Raw genomic sequence first — 20,653 nt, 5'->3', positions numbered from 1 at the left:
CAGCGTACAAAGTACAAAGACTCATAAAATGTATAACTTATTACTAAATTGCTTACGCAATTTCTCTTGGATTTGCCACAGCAGCAATATCAGCAATTGCTTTTATGTGTGCAGGTGTTGTACCGCAACATCCCCCAATAATATTGATTAAATTTTTGTCTAAATAACCTTGAATTTGAGCTGCCATTTGTGATGGAGTTTCATCATATTCACCAAAAGCATTCGGCAATCCTGCATTAGGGTGTGCGGATACACCATATTGTGTATTGCTAGAAATGGCTTCTAAATGAGGTACCAAAGCATCTGCTCCCAAAGCACAATTTAATCCTACGGTTAATAACGGAATATGAGATACTGATATTAGAAAAGCTTCTGCTGTTTGTCCCGACAAGGTTCTTCCCGATGCATCCGTAATTGTACCACTTAACATTACAGGAATATCAATTCCTCTTTCTGCTTTTACTTCTTCTATAGCAAATAAAGCTGCTTTTGCATTTAAGGTATCAAACACAGTTTCTACCAATAAAACATCTACTCCACCATCTATTAAAGCCTCTGTTTGTTGTTTGTATGCAATACGTAACTCATCAAAAGAAACAGCTCTAAACCCCGGATCGTTTACATCTGGAGACATGCTTAATGTTCTATTTGTAGGCCCTATAGATCCCGCTACAAAACGAGGTTTGTGTGGTTCTTTTGCGGTAAACTCATCAGCAACTTCTTTAGCTATTTTTGCAGATTCGTAGTTTAGCTGATACACATACTCTTCCATTTCATAATCTGCCATGGCAATGGTGGTACTAGAAAATGTATTGGTTTCTGCAATATCTGCTCCAGCTTCAAAATACTTTGCGTGAATTTCTTTTATAGCTGTAGGCTGTGTTATAGACAACATATCATTATTTCCTTTTACAGATACATGAAAATCTTTAAACTGTTCTCCTCTGTAATCCTCTTCGGTAAATTTGTATTGCTGAATCATGGTACCCATAGCACCATCTAACACTAATATTCTTTTTTTGATTTCTTCTCTAATATCTGCCATGATTTTTGTTTGGCTAAGTGGTCGGAATTATAGATAATTCTTACTCATTATTTTGACAGGCAAATATAAGGTTTATAGCTTTAATTAAAGAATTGTTTTATAAATGATTGCGAAAACACTCAGTTTACTTATTTTTATATTTATACTATCTTTATTTGTTATTACCCCCAACCCCAGTTATGAACAGAAAACCTACTAATATTCAAATTCCAAGTGTATACAAGTATTCTATACTAGACGACCTGTCCTTAATTATAGAATATTATCAAGGAGACTTTACACTAGAAAGCGTTAAAGAATTAACATCAAAAATTATTAATGACCCAAAATTTAATAGCAATTGTGTTTTTATTATAGATCTTAGACTAACCTATATAAAAATGAGTAAAGAGGATCTTTACAACTGTGGTGTATGGGTTTCAAAAAACTTAAAACTTACAGGATTGGCTAGACTTGCTATTCTAACCTCTAACCCAGAACAGGTTGTTGCTTCTATGATCTATACACTGAATGATCATTTCACCAATCACCATTATGAAGTTTTTAGTTCTATAGAAGCAACAACTAGTTGGTTAAATATAAACAGCAATCACAATACTTTTATTCATGGATTGATTAATAATATGTACACCCCTCCAAAACACGAATATTAACACCTTTTTTTATTTTATATTTTCTTTTATATAACCCTTAGAATACATTAGTTTTGCCACGATTTTTGGTTGTACTTGTTTGTAAAACATTTGCATTAAAAGGGAATCAGGTGTAAATCCTGAACAGTTCCCGCTGCTGTAAATTTCTCTGTATTAAAAATACAGAAACAACTTTTTAACAATACCACTGTCTGTAAAATGATGGGAAGGGTTAAATAAGTGAAATGAGTCAGAATACCTGCCAATAATTACAAAAACAAAGCTTTCGGGAGTTATAGCTTTGGGTAAATTTTTATTGGATTTATCCTATTATTCCTTGGTGTTTTGTTTTTAAAATAATCTGAATTATCAACTATTTTAAATACAAACAAATGACAAACAAACATTTTTTAGCCGCTTTTTTAAGCGTATCCCTTTTTACTTTTACAGCTTGTGAAAAAGAAGAAAGTATTGAATCTTTAGAAGAGAATATAGAACAACCTCTAGAAGAAGATCCTGAACCTATAGATTTTTTTAAAGAATATTCTCGTCCAACAACATCAGAAAGTAGTGAATATATTTCTGAAGTTTTATCTTATAGACCTGCTCCTGGGCAATACATTAATAAAAACTTAGGAAATTTAGATTCTGCCGAAACTATAGTAGGAGGTAAAACAGGTCTTATTTCTTTGGGTGCTTGGGGAGGTTCTATCATTTTTACTTTTGACCACACTGTAATGAATCGAATAGATGACAACGATTTTATTATATATGGGAATGCTTTTTCTACTTTTTCGGAACCTGGAATCGTTCAAGTTTCTTTTGATGAAAACGGAAACGGAGTAGCAGATGACACTTGGTATGAAATTGCTGGGAGTGCTCATACTAAAACAGCAACGTTACATAAATACAAAACTACGTATACCAACCCAAAAAGCGATACAGAAGCAGTCACTTGGACAGATAACAATGGAAGTAACGGCAGCGTATCAGCCGGAACTCTTAACAAATACCCTCTTTTTATTAGTGAACAAGATCAAGTTATCTATTCCGGAACCAGACTATTTCCTACAGTAAACGGAACTGGATTTATAACAACAGATCCTTTAGAATGGGGATATGTAGATAATTACGACAGCACCTACCAAGAAAACGGAAATGGAAATGTTTTTGATATTGATTGGGCTGTAGATACCGATATGAATTCTGTAAGTTTAAAAGGAATTGATTTTATAAAAGTATATACGGGTGCTCAACTAGAATTAGGTTTTTTAGGAGAAATGTCTACCGAAATAAAAGGAGCTGCTGATTTATCTTTTAGTACTAATGAAGAATAATTAACCTATTCTTCCAAAAACAAAAATCCGATTCATGTTAACATGAATCGGATTTTTTATATTATATAAAATGTATATTACTAATACATTTTAGATCTTAATTCTTTAATTTTTGGATCGTCTAAATACTCATCAAAAGTAGCGTATTTATCAATCACACCGTTTGGAGTAATTTCTATAATTCTATTGGCTACCGTTTGTGCAAATTCGTGGTCATGTGTAGAAAACAAAACCGTTCCTTTAAAGTTTTTTAGCGAATTGTTTAATGCTTGAATAGATTCTAAATCTAAGTGATTTGTAGGCTCATCTAACACCAATACATTGGCTCTAGTCATCATCATACGAGACAACATACAACGTACTTTTTCTCCTCCAGACAAAACATTACATTTTTTTAAAGCTTCTTCTCCACTAAAAATCATTTTCCCTAAGAAACCTCTTAAATGCACTTCTTCTCTTTCTTCTTCTGTTTTAGCATATTGACGTAACCAATCTACCAAGTTTAATTTCTCATCTACAAAGAAAGATGAATTGTCTGATGGTAAATAAGATTGGTTTGTCGTAATTCCCCATTTGTATTCACCTGTGTCTGCAGACTCATTTCCCATAATTGTTTGGTAAAAAGCAGTTACTGCTTTTGAGTTTTTAGACACCACCAGTACTTTATCCCCTTTAGATAAATTAATATCTATCTCTTTAAACAAAGACTCTCCTTCAAATGATTTTGATAAGTTTTCGATATTTAAAATTTGATCTCCCGCTTCTCTATCTCTATCAAAAATAATTGCTGGATATCTACGACTAGAAGGTTGAATTTCATCAACATTTAATTTTTCTATCATTTTTTTACGAGACGTTGCCTGTTTAGACTTTGCCATGTTTGCAGAAAAACGACGAATAAACTCTTCTAATTCTTTCTTTTTATCTTCAGCTTTTTTATTGGCTTGCTGACGTTGTTTGGCTGCTAATTGAGAAGATTCATACCAGAAAGTATAATTCCCTGAAAAGTGATTAATTTTACCAAAATCGATGTCAGAAATATGCGTACAAACCGCATCTAAAAAGTGACGGTCATGTGATACCACAATTACTGTATTCTCGTAATTTGCTAAAAAATTTTCTAACCAAGCAATGGTTTCAAAATCCAAGTCGTTGGTAGGCTCATCCATAATCAACACATCAGGATTACCAAATAAACACTGTGCTAATAATACACGTACTTTTGTTTTACCATCTAAGTCGGCTAACAATGTATAATGAATATCATCTTTAATACCTAAGTTAGATAACATGGTGGCTGCTGCAGCATCTGCATTCCAACCGTCCATTTCCTCAAACTTAACCTGTAGCTCTCCAATTTTTTCAGCATTTTCATCTGTATAATCAGCATACAAGGCATCAATTTCTGTTTTTATTTTATACAACTCTTTATTCCCCATTAAAACAGCTTCTAAAACGGTATACTCATCAAAAGCATAATGATCTTGAGTTAATACAGACATACGCTTTCCTGGATCTAAAGTAACGTGTCCTGATGTAGCCTCCATTTTTCCAGATATAATCTTTAAAAATGTAGATTTACCTGCTCCATTTGCACCAATTACTCCATAGCAATTCCCTTGCGTAAATTTTGTATTCACTTCATCGAATAAGATTCTTTTTCCGAATTGTACCGATAAATTTGAAACTGTTAACATACTTCTTGTTTTAAATTTGGTGCAAAAGTACAAAAACGTGTTTATTTTAAGGCCAAATTAACAAAGTAAACTTTGTTTAAAAAAATTAGACAAAAACAGGCTATCGTTTTATACAATAGCCTGTTGTGTTATGGAGTTGATTATTTTTAAATTAATTCATCTATCTGTTCTTTTATTTTAGCATCTAACACAATATCATCATTGTATTTTTGCCCATAGGCTTTTAATTCTTTTGCTAATTTTTTAACAATTTCATTATAGTTTTCATCCTTTATATAATTTATTAATTCTTGTGGATCTTTTTCTAAATCTATCAACCAAGGTTCTGTTTTACTTTTATCAAAAATTAATTTATATCTATCTGTAATCACAGATGCCCACCATTGATAACGAACGAATGTAATATCTTCTAAATCTTTATTTTTTTTACCTAACAACCACGGACTAATATCCCTTCCATCAGTTGTGTTTGCATCGTAATTTTTTACATTCATTAAACTTAAAACCGTATCCATTAAATCTGTATTATTAGCTGCTTTGTTTACAACAGTTCCTGGTTTAATGGCATTTGGATAATACACAATAAAAGGAATTTTTGCAGATCCTTCTTGTGGAACACCTTTGTTATCACGTCCGTATTCTCCCAATAAATCTCCATGGTCTGATGAAAAAATAATGATTGTATTTTCTAACTGACCATTTTGTTTTAATTTTTGAATCATTTTACCAATATTATCATCAATACATTTTACCATACCAAAGTATTGAGAAATATCGCTTTTCATTTTTTGTTTGACTTTTTCGGGAGTAAACCCTTTTTTAAACTTTCTTTCTTTGGTGGTTTTATCAACAGCAAAATCAATCTCTGGATTTTTCCAACTAGGTAACTCCTTGTGATATTCTAAATTAAACGTTTTAGGCAATTCTATATTTTTTATAGGATACATAGTATCATACGGAGCTCTTACTGTATTATTTGTATGAGGATCTGGAAAACTTACGACTTCAAAAAATGGAAGTTTTGAATTTTTCTGAGCATCAAAAAACTCCAAAGCTCTGTCCGTTAACCAATCTGTAGCAAACGTTTTTTCATCTGCTCCGTTTAAGTTTGTGTTTGGCACTCCTTTAGAATTTAGACTTGCTACCTTTGGAGTTCCGTCAGGATTAAAACCAAATTTTTTCCAATGCCCTCCATTAAACATATATTTTTTATGCTGAAATCCATATCCATATTCAGGATTCCACATAGGTTTTGGATTTCCTATTAAATGTAATTTTCCAGTATAACTAGTAGTGTACCCATTATCTGCCAAAACATTTGCTAATGTTGGAACATTGTGAGCCAGCACATACCCATTTTTGGGCATTTTTACAGTATGTGGATAATTACCTGTAAACATTGAAGCCCTTGAAGGTGTGCAAGACGGAGATGTAGCGTACATACTTGTTAAAATAGCTCCATTGTGTGCCAAGTAATCTAGATATGGAGTTTCTACATATGCTTTTTCACCCCACATATAAGCCTGCTCTTTTGACAACAAATCTCTATAAGCACCAATGGTTCTAAAATTGTGCTCATCTGTAATAATATATAGTAAATTAGGGGTCTTTTGAGCATTCGTTTTCCATACAGTTACATGTAAGAGTAATACTATTAAAGGGATTGTTTTTGATAAAAAATTCATGTGCTGGTTTAATTTTTAGTTTTAATTTTCAAGATTTAGACTTTTCTAAAAACAATACGTTTAATACAGAAATTACTTATTTACATATACACACATTTCATATACTGTAAAAGAAAACACACCTGCACAGTTGTGTTATTTATCTAAAAAAATCATTAATTATATTCTCTAATGTAATTAATGGCTTTATTCATTTTTTGAGCCTATTTTTGTATTTATATTTATTACTTATGACACAACCAAACAATCCTTTGCACGGAATAAAATTAGCGGATATATTAACTGAATTAATAGAAAATATTGGATGGGAAGAAATGGAAAAAGAAACAGGTATTAAATGCTTTGGAAACAATCCCACCTTTAAAAGCAGTTTAAAATTCTTAAGAATTACACCTTGGGCTAGAACAAAAGCCGAAAACTTATATTTAGATTGGTTAGAATATAAAAAAATACACAATCTTTAAGTAGCATCTTATACACCAAACCCCATAAAAAAAAGGATTATAAAACTATAATCCTTTTTTGTTTATCAATACTATTCTTCTTCCAAAGAATTGTTTCTTTTTAATTTATCGTGAAATCCTCCCCTAGGCAGATGTTCAAATCCATGATGAGAACCTCTTTGGCTCTGCATTAATTCTTTTTGTTCTTTGGTTAGTGTTTTTCTAAAAACTTCTTTTGCCTCCCTAATACGTTCTCTGTGATTATGCATCATTTTTTTTTGCTCTTCAGTAAACGTAGCTATTATTGCACGTTTTTTTTCTGATCTAGACAAGTTTTTATTTTCCATAATAGCCATTTGTTCTTTTGTCATATTGGCTTTAAAAGCTTCTCTATTGGCTTTCATTTGCTCTCTTTGCTCATGAATCATTTTTTTCTGAGCCTCTGTTAAAACATTTTCTTTGTCAAATCTATCTTCTTGTGCTTGTGTTGTAGATAGACCAATTACCAATGTAAAAACAGTTACTATTATTTGTTTTACTATTTTCATGTGAATTGATATCAATTTAAAATCTTTTTTATTTAATATATAGGATTGGTTTCATCATACAAATCTTCTAACATATAAGAATCAGATAAAGCTTCAATTTTTTTATCATTCATAAAAAGCGAAGATATTAAAACTTTACTTTCTTCATCATTAATCGTTATATCTGCTGTGGTATTATTATTTACATTAATTGCAGTAAACAATAATGCTACTACAGCAGCTACTGCAGAAAAACTTAATAATTTCACAACTCTAGTTTTTCTATTTTTAGCAACTGTTTCTGCCAAAATTTGATTCTTACTATTTAAAAAATAATCTTCTGGTATTTTATATCCTAACTCCTTAACATGTTTATCCTTTCTTTTTTTATCAAAGGAAATATCTTTGTGTACCTTAGTTTGTGTATTTTTTGTATCTAACTTCATAACTATTTATTCTTTTATTTCTAACAGTGTTACTTCTAACATATATTTTTCTATCTGTTTAGCGGCACTGTAATAGATGGTTTTAATTGTGTTTTCTTTTATGTCTAGAATGTCTGATATTTCTCTAAACTTTAAATCATCATAATATTTCATTTGAAAAATATTTCTGTGTTTTTCAGACAAGCTTAAAAGACTCCTTTGAAGTTTTAATTGAGCTTCATCCCCATCAAAATAATCATCACTTACTAAATTATCTAAATGTCTTTCTTCCAATCCCTCTACAGAAAAATGTGTTTTATTCTTTTCTTTTTCTAACAATCGTATGGCTTCATTGTAAGCTATTCTATACATCCAAGTATGCAAAGAACTTTGCTGTTTAAAGTTGGGCAAACTCTTATATACTCTTATAAACGTATTTTGCAAAACATCATTTGCGTTTTCGTGGCTAACAACCAATTTACGTATATGCCAATACAACCTTTCTTGATACAGGTCTAATAACTTAACAAAAGCCCTGTCTCGCTGTCTTGGGTTCAGTAACTTTTTAATAAAATCTGCTTCGTTTTTCAAAAAAAATATTTTAATTTATTTACACTTTTAAATTTACACCACATCCTTTAGACCTACAACAATTAAAAAAGTTTGTTTTCTACTAAAATAAAATCTACAAAACATAATCTTAAATAGGTTTAACCACAATTAGCTAGGTCATTCTAATTAAATAATGTACATTTGCATTTTTATAATCAGATTTGCAAACTAGTCGTATGGGTTTGTGGATCATAAACAAACATACATGTCGACATTTAGCGAATTAGGCTTGAAAGAAGAAATTCTTTCGGCACTTATTGATATGGGGTATGAAACTCCATCAGAAATTCAAGAAAAAGCAATCCCTCAAGTAATAACATCAACTGATGATTTAAAGGCTTTTGCACAAACAGGAACAGGAAAAACAGCTGCTTTTAGTTTACCAATTATTCAACAAATAGATGTAGAGAACAGTAATGTTCAAGCAATCATCTTATCTCCTACTCGTGAATTAGCGGTACAAATTGGAGATCAAATTGAAAAGTTTTCTAAAAATATTAGAGGTTTAAAAGTTGTAACTGTATACGGTGGTGCAAGTATTGAAGATCAAACTAGAAAATTAAACAGAGGTGCACAAATTGTTGTGGGAACTCCTGGTAGAACTGTAGATTTAATTAACAGAAGAAGACTAAAATTAGGAAACCTACAATGGCTAGTTTTAGATGAAGCTGATGAAATGTTAAACATGGGATTCAAAGATGATTTGGATGCTGTTTTAGAATCTACTCCAGAAACAAAACAAACCTTATTATTCTCTGCAACTTTTCCTAGAGAAGTAGAGGCTATTGCACGTAATTACATGCACCAACCAGTAGAGATTTCTGCAGGAACAAAAAACACAGGATCTGACAACGTTAGTAACGAATACTATGTAGTTACAGAAAGAAATCGTTACGCAGCTATTAAGCGTATTGCCGATGTAAACCCTGATATTTATGGAATTATTTTCTGTAGAACTAGACGTGAATGTCAAGAAGTATCAGAGAAATTAATTGCAGATGGATACAATGCAGATTCTTTACACGGAGATTTATCACAAGCACAGCGTGATGGTGTAATGCAAAAATTCCGTAACAAAACCATTCAAATGTTAGTAGCTACAGATGTTGCTGCACGTGGATTGGATGTAAACAACTTAACACACGTAATTAACCATAAATTACCAGACCAAAACGAAGCTTATACGCACCGTAGTGGACGTACAGGTAGAGCAGGTAATACTGGTACTTCTATTGTTTTAGTAACTAACAGAGAAGTTGGAAAATTAAGACCTATTGAACGTAAAATTCAAAAGAAATTCATTAAAAAAGAAGTTCCTAACGGAAAAGAAATTTGTGAAATTCAATTGTTCAAATTAGTTGAAAAAGTAAAAAGTACAGAAATAAATACTGAAGCTATTTCTGAATACTTAGAAAATATTTATACACAATTTGAAGGATTATCTAGAGAAGAATTAATACAGAAATTTATTTCTGTAGAATTTAATGCTTTCTTAGAATACTATTCTAAAGCAAATGACATTAACGACAACAGACCTGCTAGAGAATCTGATGATAGAGGAAAAAGAAGAGATGATGAAAACATGTCTCGTTTCTTTATCAACATTGGTAGAAAAGATAGTTTAACTCCTCCTCGTTTAATGGGATTGATCAACGATCAAAATATTACCAATAACGTAGAGATTGGACAAATTGAAATTTTAGATACTTTTTCTTTCTTTGAATTAGATAAGAATTTTGAAAAAGAAACTATTGATGCCTTTTTAGCTAATAACCCAGAGTTTGAAGGAAGATCTGTAAATGTAGAAATCACTAAAAAACGTCGCTCTGGAGGTGGTGGAGGTGGTCGTGGAGATAGACGACCTCGTAGAGATGGTGGAAATTTCCGTGGTGGAGATAGAAACGATAGACCTCGTAGAGATAGAGACAACAACAGTAGTGATTTTAAAGGAAGACGTAGAGAAAGCAGAAGTGGTGGAGCTTCTCGCGTTCAAAACAAATCTTGGGGACGTAAAAGAGATTAATTTCTTTTAAAAAATATAAAAAAGAGGGCTATTAAAAATAGCCCTCTTTTTTTGTACTAAGAAACTTGCTTGAACGTTTACAATTACACGAAATCTATTATCTTTGATCGCATGAAGAAACTTTTATTCTCCTTACTTATCATTACGACTTTTATTGGTTTTAATAGTTGCCAAGATGAATTTTGTTTAGACAACACCACTCCTAGTTTGGTGATTGAATTTTACAATAATACCGAAAGAGACTCCCTTAAAGAAATTGATTTAATAGTATGGGCAAACTCCAAAGACACAATTTTTAACGGTACTGTTTCTAAAACAGGAAACCTTAGCCTTCCTTTAGACACTCAAAACACTTTTGTAGTCTACCATTTATCTATGCAAGATGAATTAGGAAACGGAACAGTAGACGACCTAACTATAAATTATACAACAGAAGACATATTTGTATCTCAAGCATGTGGTTTTAAAAGTATTTATAACAATGTTACAACAACCACAACTAAAAATAATTGGATTTTAGATAGCGAAACTACTAAACAAAGTATAAACGATGAAACAGAAGCTCATGTTAAAATATATCATTAGTTTTTTAGCTATATTTTTGATGCAGTTTAACGTTGTATCTCAAGAAAAAACAAACCCAGAACTTGTAAGTAAAATAGTAGAAAACACTAAAGATTTAGAAGTTGTAAAAGATAGCGTTGGTGAATTTTACAATCCAAAAACATATGGGCTCAGATTTGGTATAGATATTATTAAACCCATTTTAACTTACTCTTGGGACGGAAAATTTAAAGGAGGAGAAATAGTTGCAGATTATAGGATTAACACCCGATTATTTATTGCCGCAGAAGCAGGTTATGCAGATAGAGCCTTAGAAGAAGATACTTTTAACAACACCGTAAAGGGAAGTTACTTAAAAGCTGGTATTAACTACAACTTATACACCAATTGGTTAGATATGGATAACGAACTTTATTTAGGTGCTAGATATGGTTTTGCCTCTTTTACCAACGAATTAAACAATTACACTATTTTTCAAGAAGGTGAATATTTTGAAGCCAAAGAAGTAACATCTTCCAATAAATACAACGGTTTAAATGCTCATTGGGTAGAGTTTGTTGCCGGAATTAAAGTAGAAGTTCTAAAAAACTTTTATTTAGGGTTTATGGTAAACATTAATAAAATAATCACAAGTAAAGAAGCCGATAATTTAGAAAACAATTACAGTCCTGGCTTTGGTAAAATAACTAAAACCGGAACTGGAGCCAATATAAACTATACGCTAACCTATAGAATTCCTCTTTATAAAAAATAAAACCCATGCAACAAATTCCATCTATAGACCTACAATTATTTTTATCAGAAAATAAAAGCAACAAGCAAGAATTTGTAAATCAAATTGGTGATGCATTTAGTACTATTGGTTTTGTAGCTCTAAAAGGTCATTTTTTGTCTAATGAATTGGTAGAGAAACTTTATAAAGAAGTAAAAAACTTTTTTAATTTACCACAAGAAGTTAAAGCTAAGTATGAAGTTAAAGGCTTAGGAGGACAGCGTGGTTATACCTCTTTTGGAAAAGAAAGTGCCAAAGGGAAAAAAGAAGGAGATTTAAAAGAGTTTTGGCATTTTGGTCAGTATGTAGATAAAAATGAAGAAATATTAGACATTATACAAAAAGTACTAATTCCTAATATTATAGTAGAAGAACTTCCTGATTTTAATAAAGTTGGAAAAGAAGTATATCAGCAATTAGAAAAAACAGCCAAGTATGTTTTAAGAGCATTGGCTATCTATTTAAACATACAAGAAACTTACTTTGATGAATTTATACACAACGGAAATAGTATTTTAAGACCTATACACTATCCGCCTATTCAATCAGAACCCAAAGGAGCTCTTAGAGCTGCTGCCCACGGAGATATTAATTTAATCACCTTATTAATGGGTGCTCAAGGCAAAGGATTACAGGTTCAAAATTTAGAAGGAAAATGGATAGATGCTATTGCCCAGCCTAATGAGTTGATGATTAATGTTGGAGACATGTTGTCTAGATTGACCAATAACAAATTAAAATCTACCATTCATCAAGTAGTGAATCCACCAAAAGAATTGTGGGGAACCTCTCGTTATTCCATTCCATTTTTTATGCATCCTGTACCAACCATGGATCTAACCTGCTTAAATAATTGTATATCAGACCAAAACCCTAAACAATTTACAGACATTACCGCTGGTGATTATTTAACAGAAAGACTAAAAGAGTTAGGTTTAATTAAGTAATTACTGATTATTGTTATCTTTTTTATATTTTTGATAAAAAAGAGAGAAAAAGATGGGGGTGTCTTCTACAAAAAAAAGAAAATACAGACGGAAAAAGTCAAAAAACAAAAAACAAAACCGATTAAATACCTTTAAATTATTTTTAATTTTTATAGGTTCTATTTTTATATTATTTGGTCTACTTATTGGAGATCTTAATATTGATATTATTAAAATACCTTATTACGTATCTATTGCTATTGGATTGGTTTTTCAATTGATAACTATTTATATCTTTGTAAAGCAAAAATCAATTCAAACATAATGGCTAAAAAACTAAACGATTTATCTGCATTAGGAGCGTTTGCTTACTCTACAAATGATGATGTTTATTTTGACAACGGTGAAACCGAAGAGGAAACATTACCCAACAACAAACAAAATTTAGAAGCCATATTTTCGAACAAAGGTCGTGGCGGAAAAACAGTCACTATTATTAGAGGTTTTATTGGTAGTGATAACGATTTAAAAGCATTGGGAAAACTCTTAAAAAACAAATGTGGTGTTGGTGGCAGTATTAAGGATGGAGAAATTATTATTCAGGGAAAACACCGAGATAAAATTATGGAAATTCTTAAAAAAGAAAACTACAAAGTAAAAAGAGTCGGAGGCTGATTTTTATCTTTCAACGTCCATTCAATTGCTTTCTTACCATTTTTACTTAAATAAACATTTGTCTTAGAAAAGTGTTTACAACCAAACCAACCTCCTTTATTGGCTCCTAAAGGAGACGGATGCGTTGCTTTTAAAATTAAGTGTTTAGATTCGTCTATTAAACTTTCTTTTTTTTGAGCAAACCCTCCCCAAAGTAAAAAAATAACTTTTTCTTTTTCATCAGATATGGTTTTTATCACAGTATCTGTAAACGCAGTCCATCCATATTTTTGATGACTATTAGGTAAACTTTCTTGCACTGTTAATGTGGTGTTTAACAACAAAACTCCTTGCTTTGCCCAAGCACTTAAATCTCCATTTTTAGCAGGCATTGTTATATCTAAATCTGCACCAACTTCCTTGTAAATGTTTTTTAAAGAAGGTGGAAACTTTTTAGTATCTACATAAGAAAAACACAATCCATTTGCCTGACCTTTGCCATGATAAGGATCTTGACCAATAATAACCACCTTTACGTCCTTAAAAGCACAATAATTAAAAGCATTAAAAACATGTTTTTTAGGCGGATAACAAACTTTTTCTAAATAAGCCAATTCTATTTTATTAGTTAACTCTAACCAATAATCTTTAGTAAATTCAGCTTTTAAAATTTGTTGCCAATCATTTGGAAGTAGACTCTGCATATTAATGTTTGAATGTGTATTTTTGTTTTGCTTACAAAATAACAATATCTACAGTAAGTACACAATTAAAAGCATGAGTCAAATACATAGCAAAACCTTACAAGATTTAGAGTTTTCGATTATTTTAGAAAACATTTCTCAACACTGTGCCTCAGAAAAAGGAAAAGAACAAATATTAACTATTGTTCCTATTTCTAACAAGCCAGATTTAGAAATAGCCTTAGCTCAAGTAAATGAGTATTTAGGCTCTTTGGTTAGCGAAAACAGGATTCCCAATCATTATTTTGATGATATTGAAAAAGAAGTAAAACTGTTAAAGATTGAAAACAGTAAATTATTACCAGATGCTTTTTTAAAAATCGCCAATATTTCTAACACATCTAATGAGTTAATTCTGCATTTTAGAAAATTTAAAGACTACTACCCTACTTTAGAATTGTTAACAGAAAATATTGAATTTACCAAGAGTATTTCTGATGCCATTTTTAAGATAATCACCAATTATGGAGAAGTTCATCCTAAAGCCTCAGAACTTTTAAACAGAATTCGTAAAAACTTAAATGAAGTTCGTAGCCAAATTACAGCTTCTTTTAATAGTGAAATGGCTAAGTATAACAAAGCTGGTTTTTTAGATGATATTCGTGAATCTATTATAGAAAATCAACCTGTATTAGCCGTACAAGCCATTCATCGTAAAAAAGTAAAAGGAAGTATTTTAGGAACCTCTAAAACAGGAAGCATTGTTTTTATAGCACCTCAAAGCACTTTAAATTACCATAGACAATTACAAGAATTAATTTTAGAAGAAAAACAAGAAGTTGACAGAATTCTTAGAATCTTAACAAATAATATTCGTCCGTTTGCTCCACTAATTAAAGAATATTTAGATCTACTGGTTGCTTTAGATGTTTTAAAAGCCAAAGCTTTTTATGCAAAAGAAATTGAAGGAGTAAAACCCGAATTCTCTAAAGAACAAGCCATTAATTATATTGATGCTTATCACCCTATACTACTACAAAAAAACAAAAGTTTAAAACTACCCGTTGTACCGCAAACACTAAACTTAGACAAAAAACAACAAATTATCGTCATTTCGGGTCCCAATGCAGGTGGAAAAAGTATTACTTTAAAAACCATTGGATTGTTACAAGTAATGATTCAGAGCGGAATCCTAATTCCCGTACACGAAAACAGCACAACTCACTTTTTTGATCATATTTTAACAGATATTGGAGACAATCAATCTATAGAAAACCAGCTAAGCACCTACAGTTACCGACTAAAAAACATGCGCGGTTTTTTAAGAAAATGTACCAACAATACCTTATTTTTAATTGATGAATTTGGAACAGGATCAGACCCAGAATTAGGAGGTGCTTTGGCAGAAATTTTCTTAGAAGAATTTTATGAACAAGGAGCTTTTGGAATTATAACTACACATTACACCAATTTAAAAGTTTTGGCTGACGAACTAGAAAACGTAGTAAATGCCAACATGGCTTTTAATAACAAAACACTAGAGCCAATGTTTACGTTGCTAATTGGACAACCAGGAAGCTCTTTTACCTTTGAAGTGGCTCAAAAAAACGGAATTCCATTTAGTCTGATAAATAGAGCTAAAAAGAAAATAGACAAATCCAAAGTTCGTTTTGACAAAACCATTTCTAAACTGCAACAAGAACGTAATAACCTACAAAAAAACACGTTAGACATGGAGCAGCAAAGCTCTAAAGCAAAGGAACATGCAGATCAATTGGCCGAAAAAGAATCTAAAGTTCAAGAAAAATTAGAAAGTTTTCAAACGCTGTATGACACCAATCAAAAAATATTGAGTATTGGTAGAAAAACAAATGAATTGTTAAATAAATATTTTCAAACCAATAACAGAAAAGAATTTAAAACAGAATTTGATAAATGGGTGTTGATTGAAAAAATTAAATACAACGAAGCGCATCCAAAAGTAAAAAAGACAAAGCCACAAAAAGCTACAGAACAAAAAGCAAAAAAAGAAGCTGCACAAGTTTTAAAACAAATAGAAAAAGAAGTACTTAACAAAGTAGTAGAAGTACGAAAAGAAAAGGAAAAAGAAGAAAAAGTTGCGGCGGCTAAAAAAGCTAGTTATGTGTTTAAAATTGATGATAAAGTTAGATTGATAGACAGTAGAGCTTGTGGTACTATAGAAAAAATAGATAAGAAAAAAGTAGTGATTAATTACGGAATGTTTACCACTACTACTACCTTAGATAAAATTGAATTGGTAGTAGCAGCAAAAAGAAAAAAATAAATCACCTATAGAAAAAAAATATTTATGGGTGTAAAAAATGCTATGTTTTTAAAAAAAATTGTTAAGAGTATTGTTTTTATACTCCCTTTTATTTTGTGGTCGCAAGACCAACACGAACCCCAAAACTGGGAAAAACTAAACAGTACTTATGTAAATGTAATTTATAAAATAGGGCAAAAAAAAGAAGCACAACAAATAGCCAATACAATATCTTACATTCAAAAAAACAATAGCAAATCTATCGGTTATCACTACCAACCTATTACTATTGTTTTAAGAGCTAATAGTGTAGAATCTAACGGGTTTGTAACTTATAGCCCATTTAGAAGTGAGTTTTTTAACACTCCGCCACAAGAATTTAATGCTTTAGGAACGACCAACTGGATAAGTACATTGGCTATACACGAATACAGACACGTACAACAATTTATAAATCATAAAACAGGAGGAACCAATGTTTTGTATTATTTATTTGGTGAATCTGGTTGGGCTGTAGGTAGTATTTTAGCCGTACCTAATTGGTATTTTGAAGGAGATGCTGTTGTTATGGAAACCGCATTAACGCAAAGCGGTAGAGGAAGATTGCCTAACTTTTCTGCTTTGCAAAGAGCTTTATATCAAAAAAATAAGATATATGACTATGCCAAAACAAGAAACGGTTCTTACAAAGATCTTTTGCCTAACCATTATCAAGAAGGTTATCAAATTTTAAACTATTATCGCAATCATTACAATGCTTCTACACTAGATAATATTGCACACAAAGCTGCTGGATTTCATTTTCCTTTTTATGGATTTAGTTATCAACTAAAAAAAGAAACCGGATTAGGAACTACAAAAATGTATCAAAAAACCGTTGAAGAAAACACACGTTTGTGGCAGCTACAAAGAGATTCTTTACAGGTTAAAAATTACAATCAATTTACTAAAAAACAAAAAAATGTGGCTATTTATAAATATCCGCAAGTAACCGAGAATGGAAATATTATAGCATTAAAAAGCACCTTACACAAAATACCTACTTATTATAAAATAGATAGCTTAGGTAAAGAAACTAAAATAATCTCTGCTACCAATCAGGTAGATTCGTATTTTAACTACCATCGTCATCAATTGGTTTACACGGGTATTTCATTAAATCCCAGATACAACAATACTAGTTATAATGATGTTTTTGTGTATGATATTACATCCAAAAAAAGAAAAAGACTTAGTCATCAAAAAAGATATTTTTCACCAACATTTAACAAAGACAATACTTTAATATTGGTTACAGAACAAAATCAAAACAAAAGTAAATTGATTCTTTTAAATGCTCAGAATGGTGTTGTTGAAAAAGAAATTTCTGTTGATGGTTTTATAAGTAGACCTCAATTTATAGACAACAATAATTTTGTGTTTATTAAAAAATTACAACACCAATTGGCTATTTTTAAAACAGATACTAATTTAAAAGAAATACAGTTAACCCCTTGGACAAGTCATGTTATAGACAATATTAATATTTTTAAAAATGCTGTTTACTACAGTGCTACGTTTAACGGAATAGACAATATTTATAAAACTCCTTTAGACGGTAGTTCTAATATTTATCAAATAACCAATGCCAATATTGGAGCTTATCAACCTTTTGTAAAAGACAAAAAAATATACTTTACAGAACAAACTAGCACGGGAACCAAAATTTCAGTTTCAAAAATTAAAGCAAAAGAATATAAGCTTATAGAACCTGTTTTTATGAACTGGAACAATCAGAAAACCATTGTTTTTGAACAAGGAAATATTTTAAATAAAATAGAACAAAAAAAATACTCAACTCGTAGCTATACCTCTATTTTTGAAGATTTAAAATTTCACGATTGGCAATATGGTATTAGCAATCAGAAAATTACAGCAAACGTTACGGCTACCAATCTTTTAAATGATTTTAGCACCGTAGCCTATACTGATATTTATTTAAACGAAAACAGTTCTTTTAGTTTGGGAGCAATAGCTTCATATAAAAAATGGTTTCCTGTATTAAATTTAGAACTAGAATACAATCATAGAGATTACAATACCGCTATTCCTGATGAAAACAATACGCTATATAATGGAGCAATTAGCTACAATACTATTTCTCTAACACCTAGCGTTACCATTCCACTAGCTCAAATAAAAGGAAATTATACCACCAATTTTTCTTTTAACGCAGGATATGAATACTTAAGAGGATTTAATTCTAAATTCACTTTAGATGAAAGTCAGAGAGAGGTGAAATTAAATAATATCGAATTTACAGCTTACAATTCTTCTATATATCTTTCTACCAAAAGAAATAAAGCAACGCAAAACATAAATACCAAAGCCGGTTTTACAACTCTTAATAATTTTAGCAAAGGAATAACAGGAAGTGATGCCACCTATTTCTCTACATCAAACCGTTTATTTTTACCCGGATTTGTTAACAGCCACAACAGTTATTTTTCTTTTGGATATCAAAGAAATGACGACCTTTTACAATCTGACAGTTTTACCTATGCCAGGGGTTATAACACTATAATATCTGTAAAAGCACATCGTTTTTCTTACATCTATCAATTGCCTTTGTTTTATCCCGATTTTGGATTGATAGGAATTACTTATTTTAAAAGAATTAGAGCTAATTTATTTGCCGATTATAGCAAACTAACGCTCTCTAACAATAGAACAACCAAACAAAGTTCTGTTGGGTTTGAGGTTATTTTTGACAATACTTTCTTTAATATTAAAGAGGCCGAAATAGGAATTGGTTATAGAGGTAGCTATTTGTTAGAAAAAGATATTACCAACCCAAACAACATTTTTGTGAGTGGTATTTTTATTACAACTACATTGTTTTAGTTTAAAATTACTTTGGTAATAATAGCATCTCCCAAAGCTTCATTCATCATTTTTAAAATTTTTTCTTTCCCATAACTAAGTTCAGTACGCAATGCTGCTGAAGATATTTTAACAATTAAAGTTCCTCCTTTTAAACTAATATTTTCTGTATAAGATTTTACTCCTGGTCCCATTAACTTTACCCACTCTTCTTCTACATTAATTTTCTGAAAACCTTTTTCTAAATTATTTACTTTAATAAAGTGTTTTAGCAAAGCACTCATAGGATTGGCTTCACTTTGTCTTACCGTTCGTTGATCAATTTTACGTTTTGCCATTACAAATGAAATATTTTATAAGGTTGATTTGTTTTTTTTACTACAGATTCCGTTCTATCACTATGTGTATCTGTAATAAAAATTTGCCCAAAATGATCTTTATTTACCAAATTAATGACTTGTGTTACACGGTTTTCATCCAATTTATCAAAAATATCATCAAATAATAAAATAGGTTTCTTACCTGTTACTTGTTTCATAAACTCAAACTGAGCCAATTTTAATGCTATTAAATAAGACTTTTGTTGTCCTTGCGATCCAAACTTTTTAATAGGATAATCATTCAATTCAAACTGTAAATCATCTTTGTGAATTCCTACCGATGTATATTGTAAAACTCTATCCTTAGGTAAGTTTTCTTCAAACAGCTCTAACAATGATTTTTCGTGTAACTGTGTTTTGTACAACAACTTCACCTCTTCTTTAGAGTTGCTTATCGCTTGATAACAGGCATTAAAAATAGGAGCAAACTCATTTAAAAACCACGTTCTTTTTTCATAAATGTATGCACTTAAATCAGAAAGTTGTTCGTTGTAAACACTTAAATTTAAGGCATCAAAAGTTCTGTTAGCTGCAAAGTATTTTAACAAAGCATTTCTTTGTGTAAGCACTTTGTTATAATTCATTAAATTCTGAAGGTAAGCTCTATCTTGCTGAGAGATAACTCCATCCATAAATTTTCTTCTAGTTTCACTTCCTTCAATAATTAAATCTCTATCAGATGGAGAAATAATCACCAAAGGATAATTTCCAATATGATCCGAAAACTTATCATAAGCCTTACCGTTTCTTTTTACAATCTTTTTAGTTCCCTTTTTTAGACTACATACAATTTTCTCGACCCTATCTTCATCCATTAAATAATCTCCCTCTACCATAAAAAACTCTTCACCGTGCCTAATATTTTGGGTAGCTACAGCATTAAAATAACTTTTGGTATAAGACAAATAATAAATAGCATCTAACACATTGGTTTTTCCTACTCCATTGTTACCTACAAAGCAGTTGATCTTAGCATCAAAAGCAAAATTTTCTGACGAAAGGTTCTTATAATTTACCAAAGATAATTTTTGAAGATGCATGTTTATTTTATCGTATTAAAAAAGGTTTCGCAATTTATCATTTTTTTGGGGAATCCTCTGTT

19 protein-coding genes and 1 riboswitch are annotated in these 20,653 nt (G+C 30.8%); of the genes, 10 read left to right on the top strand and 9 right to left on the bottom strand.

Annotated features, from left to right (window positions below; translation table 11 throughout):
* Positions 1 to 52: 52 nt before the first annotated feature.
* On the bottom strand, positions 53 to 1,045 hold the full coding sequence (locus FHR24_RS07880; RefSeq protein WP_167186387.1) for a homocysteine S-methyltransferase family protein: 993 nt from the start codon (positions 1,043 to 1,045) through the stop codon (positions 53 to 55).
* 179 nt (positions 1,046 to 1,224) lie between these two features.
* On the opposite strand from FHR24_RS07880, the gene FHR24_RS07875 reads away from it, so the two are divergent.
* Complete coding sequence (locus FHR24_RS07875; RefSeq protein WP_167186384.1) at positions 1,225 to 1,698, top strand: hypothetical protein; 474 nt, start codon at positions 1,225 to 1,227, stop codon at positions 1,696 to 1,698.
* A gap of 49 nt (positions 1,699 to 1,747) precedes the next feature.
* Positions 1,748 to 1,958, top strand: a riboswitch (cobalamin riboswitch).
* Positions 1,959 to 2,069: 111 nt separating this feature from the next.
* On the top strand, positions 2,070 to 3,014 hold the full coding sequence (locus FHR24_RS07870) for a hypothetical protein (RefSeq protein WP_167186381.1): 945 nt from the start codon (positions 2,070 to 2,072) through the stop codon (positions 3,012 to 3,014).
* Between the two features lie 80 nt (positions 3,015 to 3,094).
* Here the strand turns inward: FHR24_RS07870 and FHR24_RS07865 are convergent, their stop codons facing one another.
* The gene (locus tag FHR24_RS07865; RefSeq protein WP_167186378.1) at positions 3,095 to 4,711 is read right to left on the bottom strand and encodes an ABC-F family ATP-binding cassette domain-containing protein; all 1,617 of its coding nucleotides are present in this window, start codon (positions 4,709 to 4,711) and stop codon (positions 3,095 to 3,097) included.
* A 146-nt stretch (positions 4,712 to 4,857) separates the two neighbouring features.
* The gene (locus FHR24_RS07860; protein ID WP_167186375.1) at positions 4,858 to 6,396 is read right to left on the bottom strand and encodes a sulfatase family protein; all 1,539 of its coding nucleotides are present in this window, start codon (positions 6,394 to 6,396) and stop codon (positions 4,858 to 4,860) included.
* A gap of 230 nt (positions 6,397 to 6,626) precedes the next feature.
* Here FHR24_RS07860 and FHR24_RS07855 point away from each other — a divergent pair, with 230 nt between their 5' ends.
* Positions 6,627 to 6,860, top strand: coding sequence for a VF530 family protein (locus FHR24_RS07855; protein ID WP_167186373.1), 234 nt, complete (start codon positions 6,627 to 6,629; stop codon positions 6,858 to 6,860).
* A 71-nt stretch (positions 6,861 to 6,931) separates the two neighbouring features.
* On the opposite strand, the gene FHR24_RS07850 is transcribed toward FHR24_RS07855, so the two are convergent.
* The 3 genes from FHR24_RS07850 to FHR24_RS07840 are packed head-to-tail and all read right to left on the bottom strand — an operon-like array spanning position 6,932 to position 8,382.
* Positions 6,932 to 7,387: a hypothetical protein gene (locus FHR24_RS07850; protein WP_167186369.1), complete on the bottom strand. Its 456-nt coding sequence runs from the start codon at positions 7,385 to 7,387 to the stop codon at positions 6,932 to 6,934.
* Positions 7,388 to 7,419: 32 nt separating this feature from the next.
* Positions 7,420 to 7,812 carry a hypothetical protein gene (locus FHR24_RS07845; protein WP_167186366.1) on the bottom strand — a complete coding sequence of 131 codons (393 nt, stop codon included), beginning with the start codon at positions 7,810 to 7,812 and terminating at the stop codon, positions 7,420 to 7,422.
* Between the two features lie 6 nt (positions 7,813 to 7,818).
* Positions 7,819 to 8,382, bottom strand: a complete 564-nt coding sequence (locus tag FHR24_RS07840; RefSeq protein ID WP_167186362.1) for an RNA polymerase sigma factor — start codon at positions 8,380 to 8,382, stop codon at positions 7,819 to 7,821.
* A gap of 226 nt (positions 8,383 to 8,608) precedes the next feature.
* Between FHR24_RS07840 and FHR24_RS07835 the strand changes: the two genes are divergently transcribed.
* The 5 genes from FHR24_RS07835 (at position 8,609) to FHR24_RS07815 (ending at position 13,363) form a co-directional block, all read left to right on the top strand.
* Positions 8,609 to 10,426 carry a DEAD/DEAH box helicase gene (locus tag FHR24_RS07835; RefSeq protein ID WP_167186359.1) on the top strand — a complete coding sequence of 606 codons (1,818 nt, stop codon included), beginning with the start codon at positions 8,609 to 8,611 and terminating at the stop codon, positions 10,424 to 10,426.
* 111 nt (positions 10,427 to 10,537) lie between these two features.
* Complete coding sequence (locus FHR24_RS07830; protein WP_167186356.1) at positions 10,538 to 11,011, top strand: DUF6452 family protein; 474 nt, start codon at positions 10,538 to 10,540, stop codon at positions 11,009 to 11,011.
* 19 nt (positions 11,012 to 11,030) lie between these two features.
* Positions 11,031 to 11,744 carry a DUF6048 family protein gene (locus FHR24_RS07825; RefSeq protein ID WP_167186353.1) on the top strand — a complete coding sequence of 238 codons (714 nt, stop codon included), beginning with the start codon at positions 11,031 to 11,033 and terminating at the stop codon, positions 11,742 to 11,744.
* A 5-nt stretch (positions 11,745 to 11,749) separates the two neighbouring features.
* On the top strand, positions 11,750 to 12,709 hold the full coding sequence (locus FHR24_RS07820) for an isopenicillin N synthase family dioxygenase (protein ID WP_167186350.1): 960 nt from the start codon (positions 11,750 to 11,752) through the stop codon (positions 12,707 to 12,709).
* Positions 12,710 to 13,012: 303 nt separating this feature from the next.
* On the top strand, positions 13,013 to 13,363 hold the full coding sequence (locus FHR24_RS07815) for a translation initiation factor (RefSeq protein WP_167186347.1): 351 nt from the start codon (positions 13,013 to 13,015) through the stop codon (positions 13,361 to 13,363).
* Here the strand turns inward: FHR24_RS07815 and ung are convergent.
* Complete coding sequence (gene ung / locus FHR24_RS07810; RefSeq protein ID WP_167186344.1) at positions 13,336 to 14,046, bottom strand: uracil-DNA glycosylase; 711 nt, start codon at positions 14,044 to 14,046, stop codon at positions 13,336 to 13,338. The genes FHR24_RS07815 and ung overlap by 28 nt on opposite strands.
* Positions 14,047 to 14,119: 73 nt before the next feature.
* On the opposite strand from ung, the gene FHR24_RS07805 reads away from it, so the two are divergent.
* On the top strand, positions 14,120 to 16,330 hold the full coding sequence (locus FHR24_RS07805) for an endonuclease MutS2 (protein WP_167186341.1): 2,211 nt from the start codon (positions 14,120 to 14,122) through the stop codon (positions 16,328 to 16,330).
* Between the two features lie 24 nt (positions 16,331 to 16,354).
* Positions 16,355 to 19,192, top strand: coding sequence for a hypothetical protein (locus FHR24_RS07800; protein ID WP_167186338.1), 2,838 nt, complete (start codon positions 16,355 to 16,357; stop codon positions 19,190 to 19,192).
* Here the strand turns inward: FHR24_RS07800 and FHR24_RS07795 are convergent.
* Together FHR24_RS07795 and recF are read right to left on the bottom strand one after the other, a co-directional pair.
* Positions 19,189 to 19,509, bottom strand: coding sequence for a DUF721 domain-containing protein (locus FHR24_RS07795; protein WP_167186335.1), 321 nt, complete (start codon positions 19,507 to 19,509; stop codon positions 19,189 to 19,191). The genes FHR24_RS07800 and FHR24_RS07795 overlap by 4 nt on opposite strands.
* Positions 19,509 to 20,591, bottom strand: a complete 1,083-nt coding sequence (gene recF, locus FHR24_RS07790) for a DNA replication/repair protein RecF (RefSeq protein WP_167186333.1) — start codon at positions 20,589 to 20,591, stop codon at positions 19,509 to 19,511. Before recF ends, FHR24_RS07795 begins: the two co-directional genes overlap by 1 nt.
* Between the last annotated feature and the right edge of the window lie 62 nt (positions 20,592 to 20,653).

Origin of the sequence: Wenyingzhuangia heitensis (assembly GCF_011762155.1) — a bacterium.
In the GTDB taxonomy this organism is placed as follows: Bacteria; Bacteroidota; Bacteroidia; order Flavobacteriales; family Flavobacteriaceae; genus Wenyingzhuangia; species Wenyingzhuangia heitensis.
Note: the sequence above shows the minus strand (reverse complement) of the source record. Positions and strands in the feature narration are given on the sequence as shown.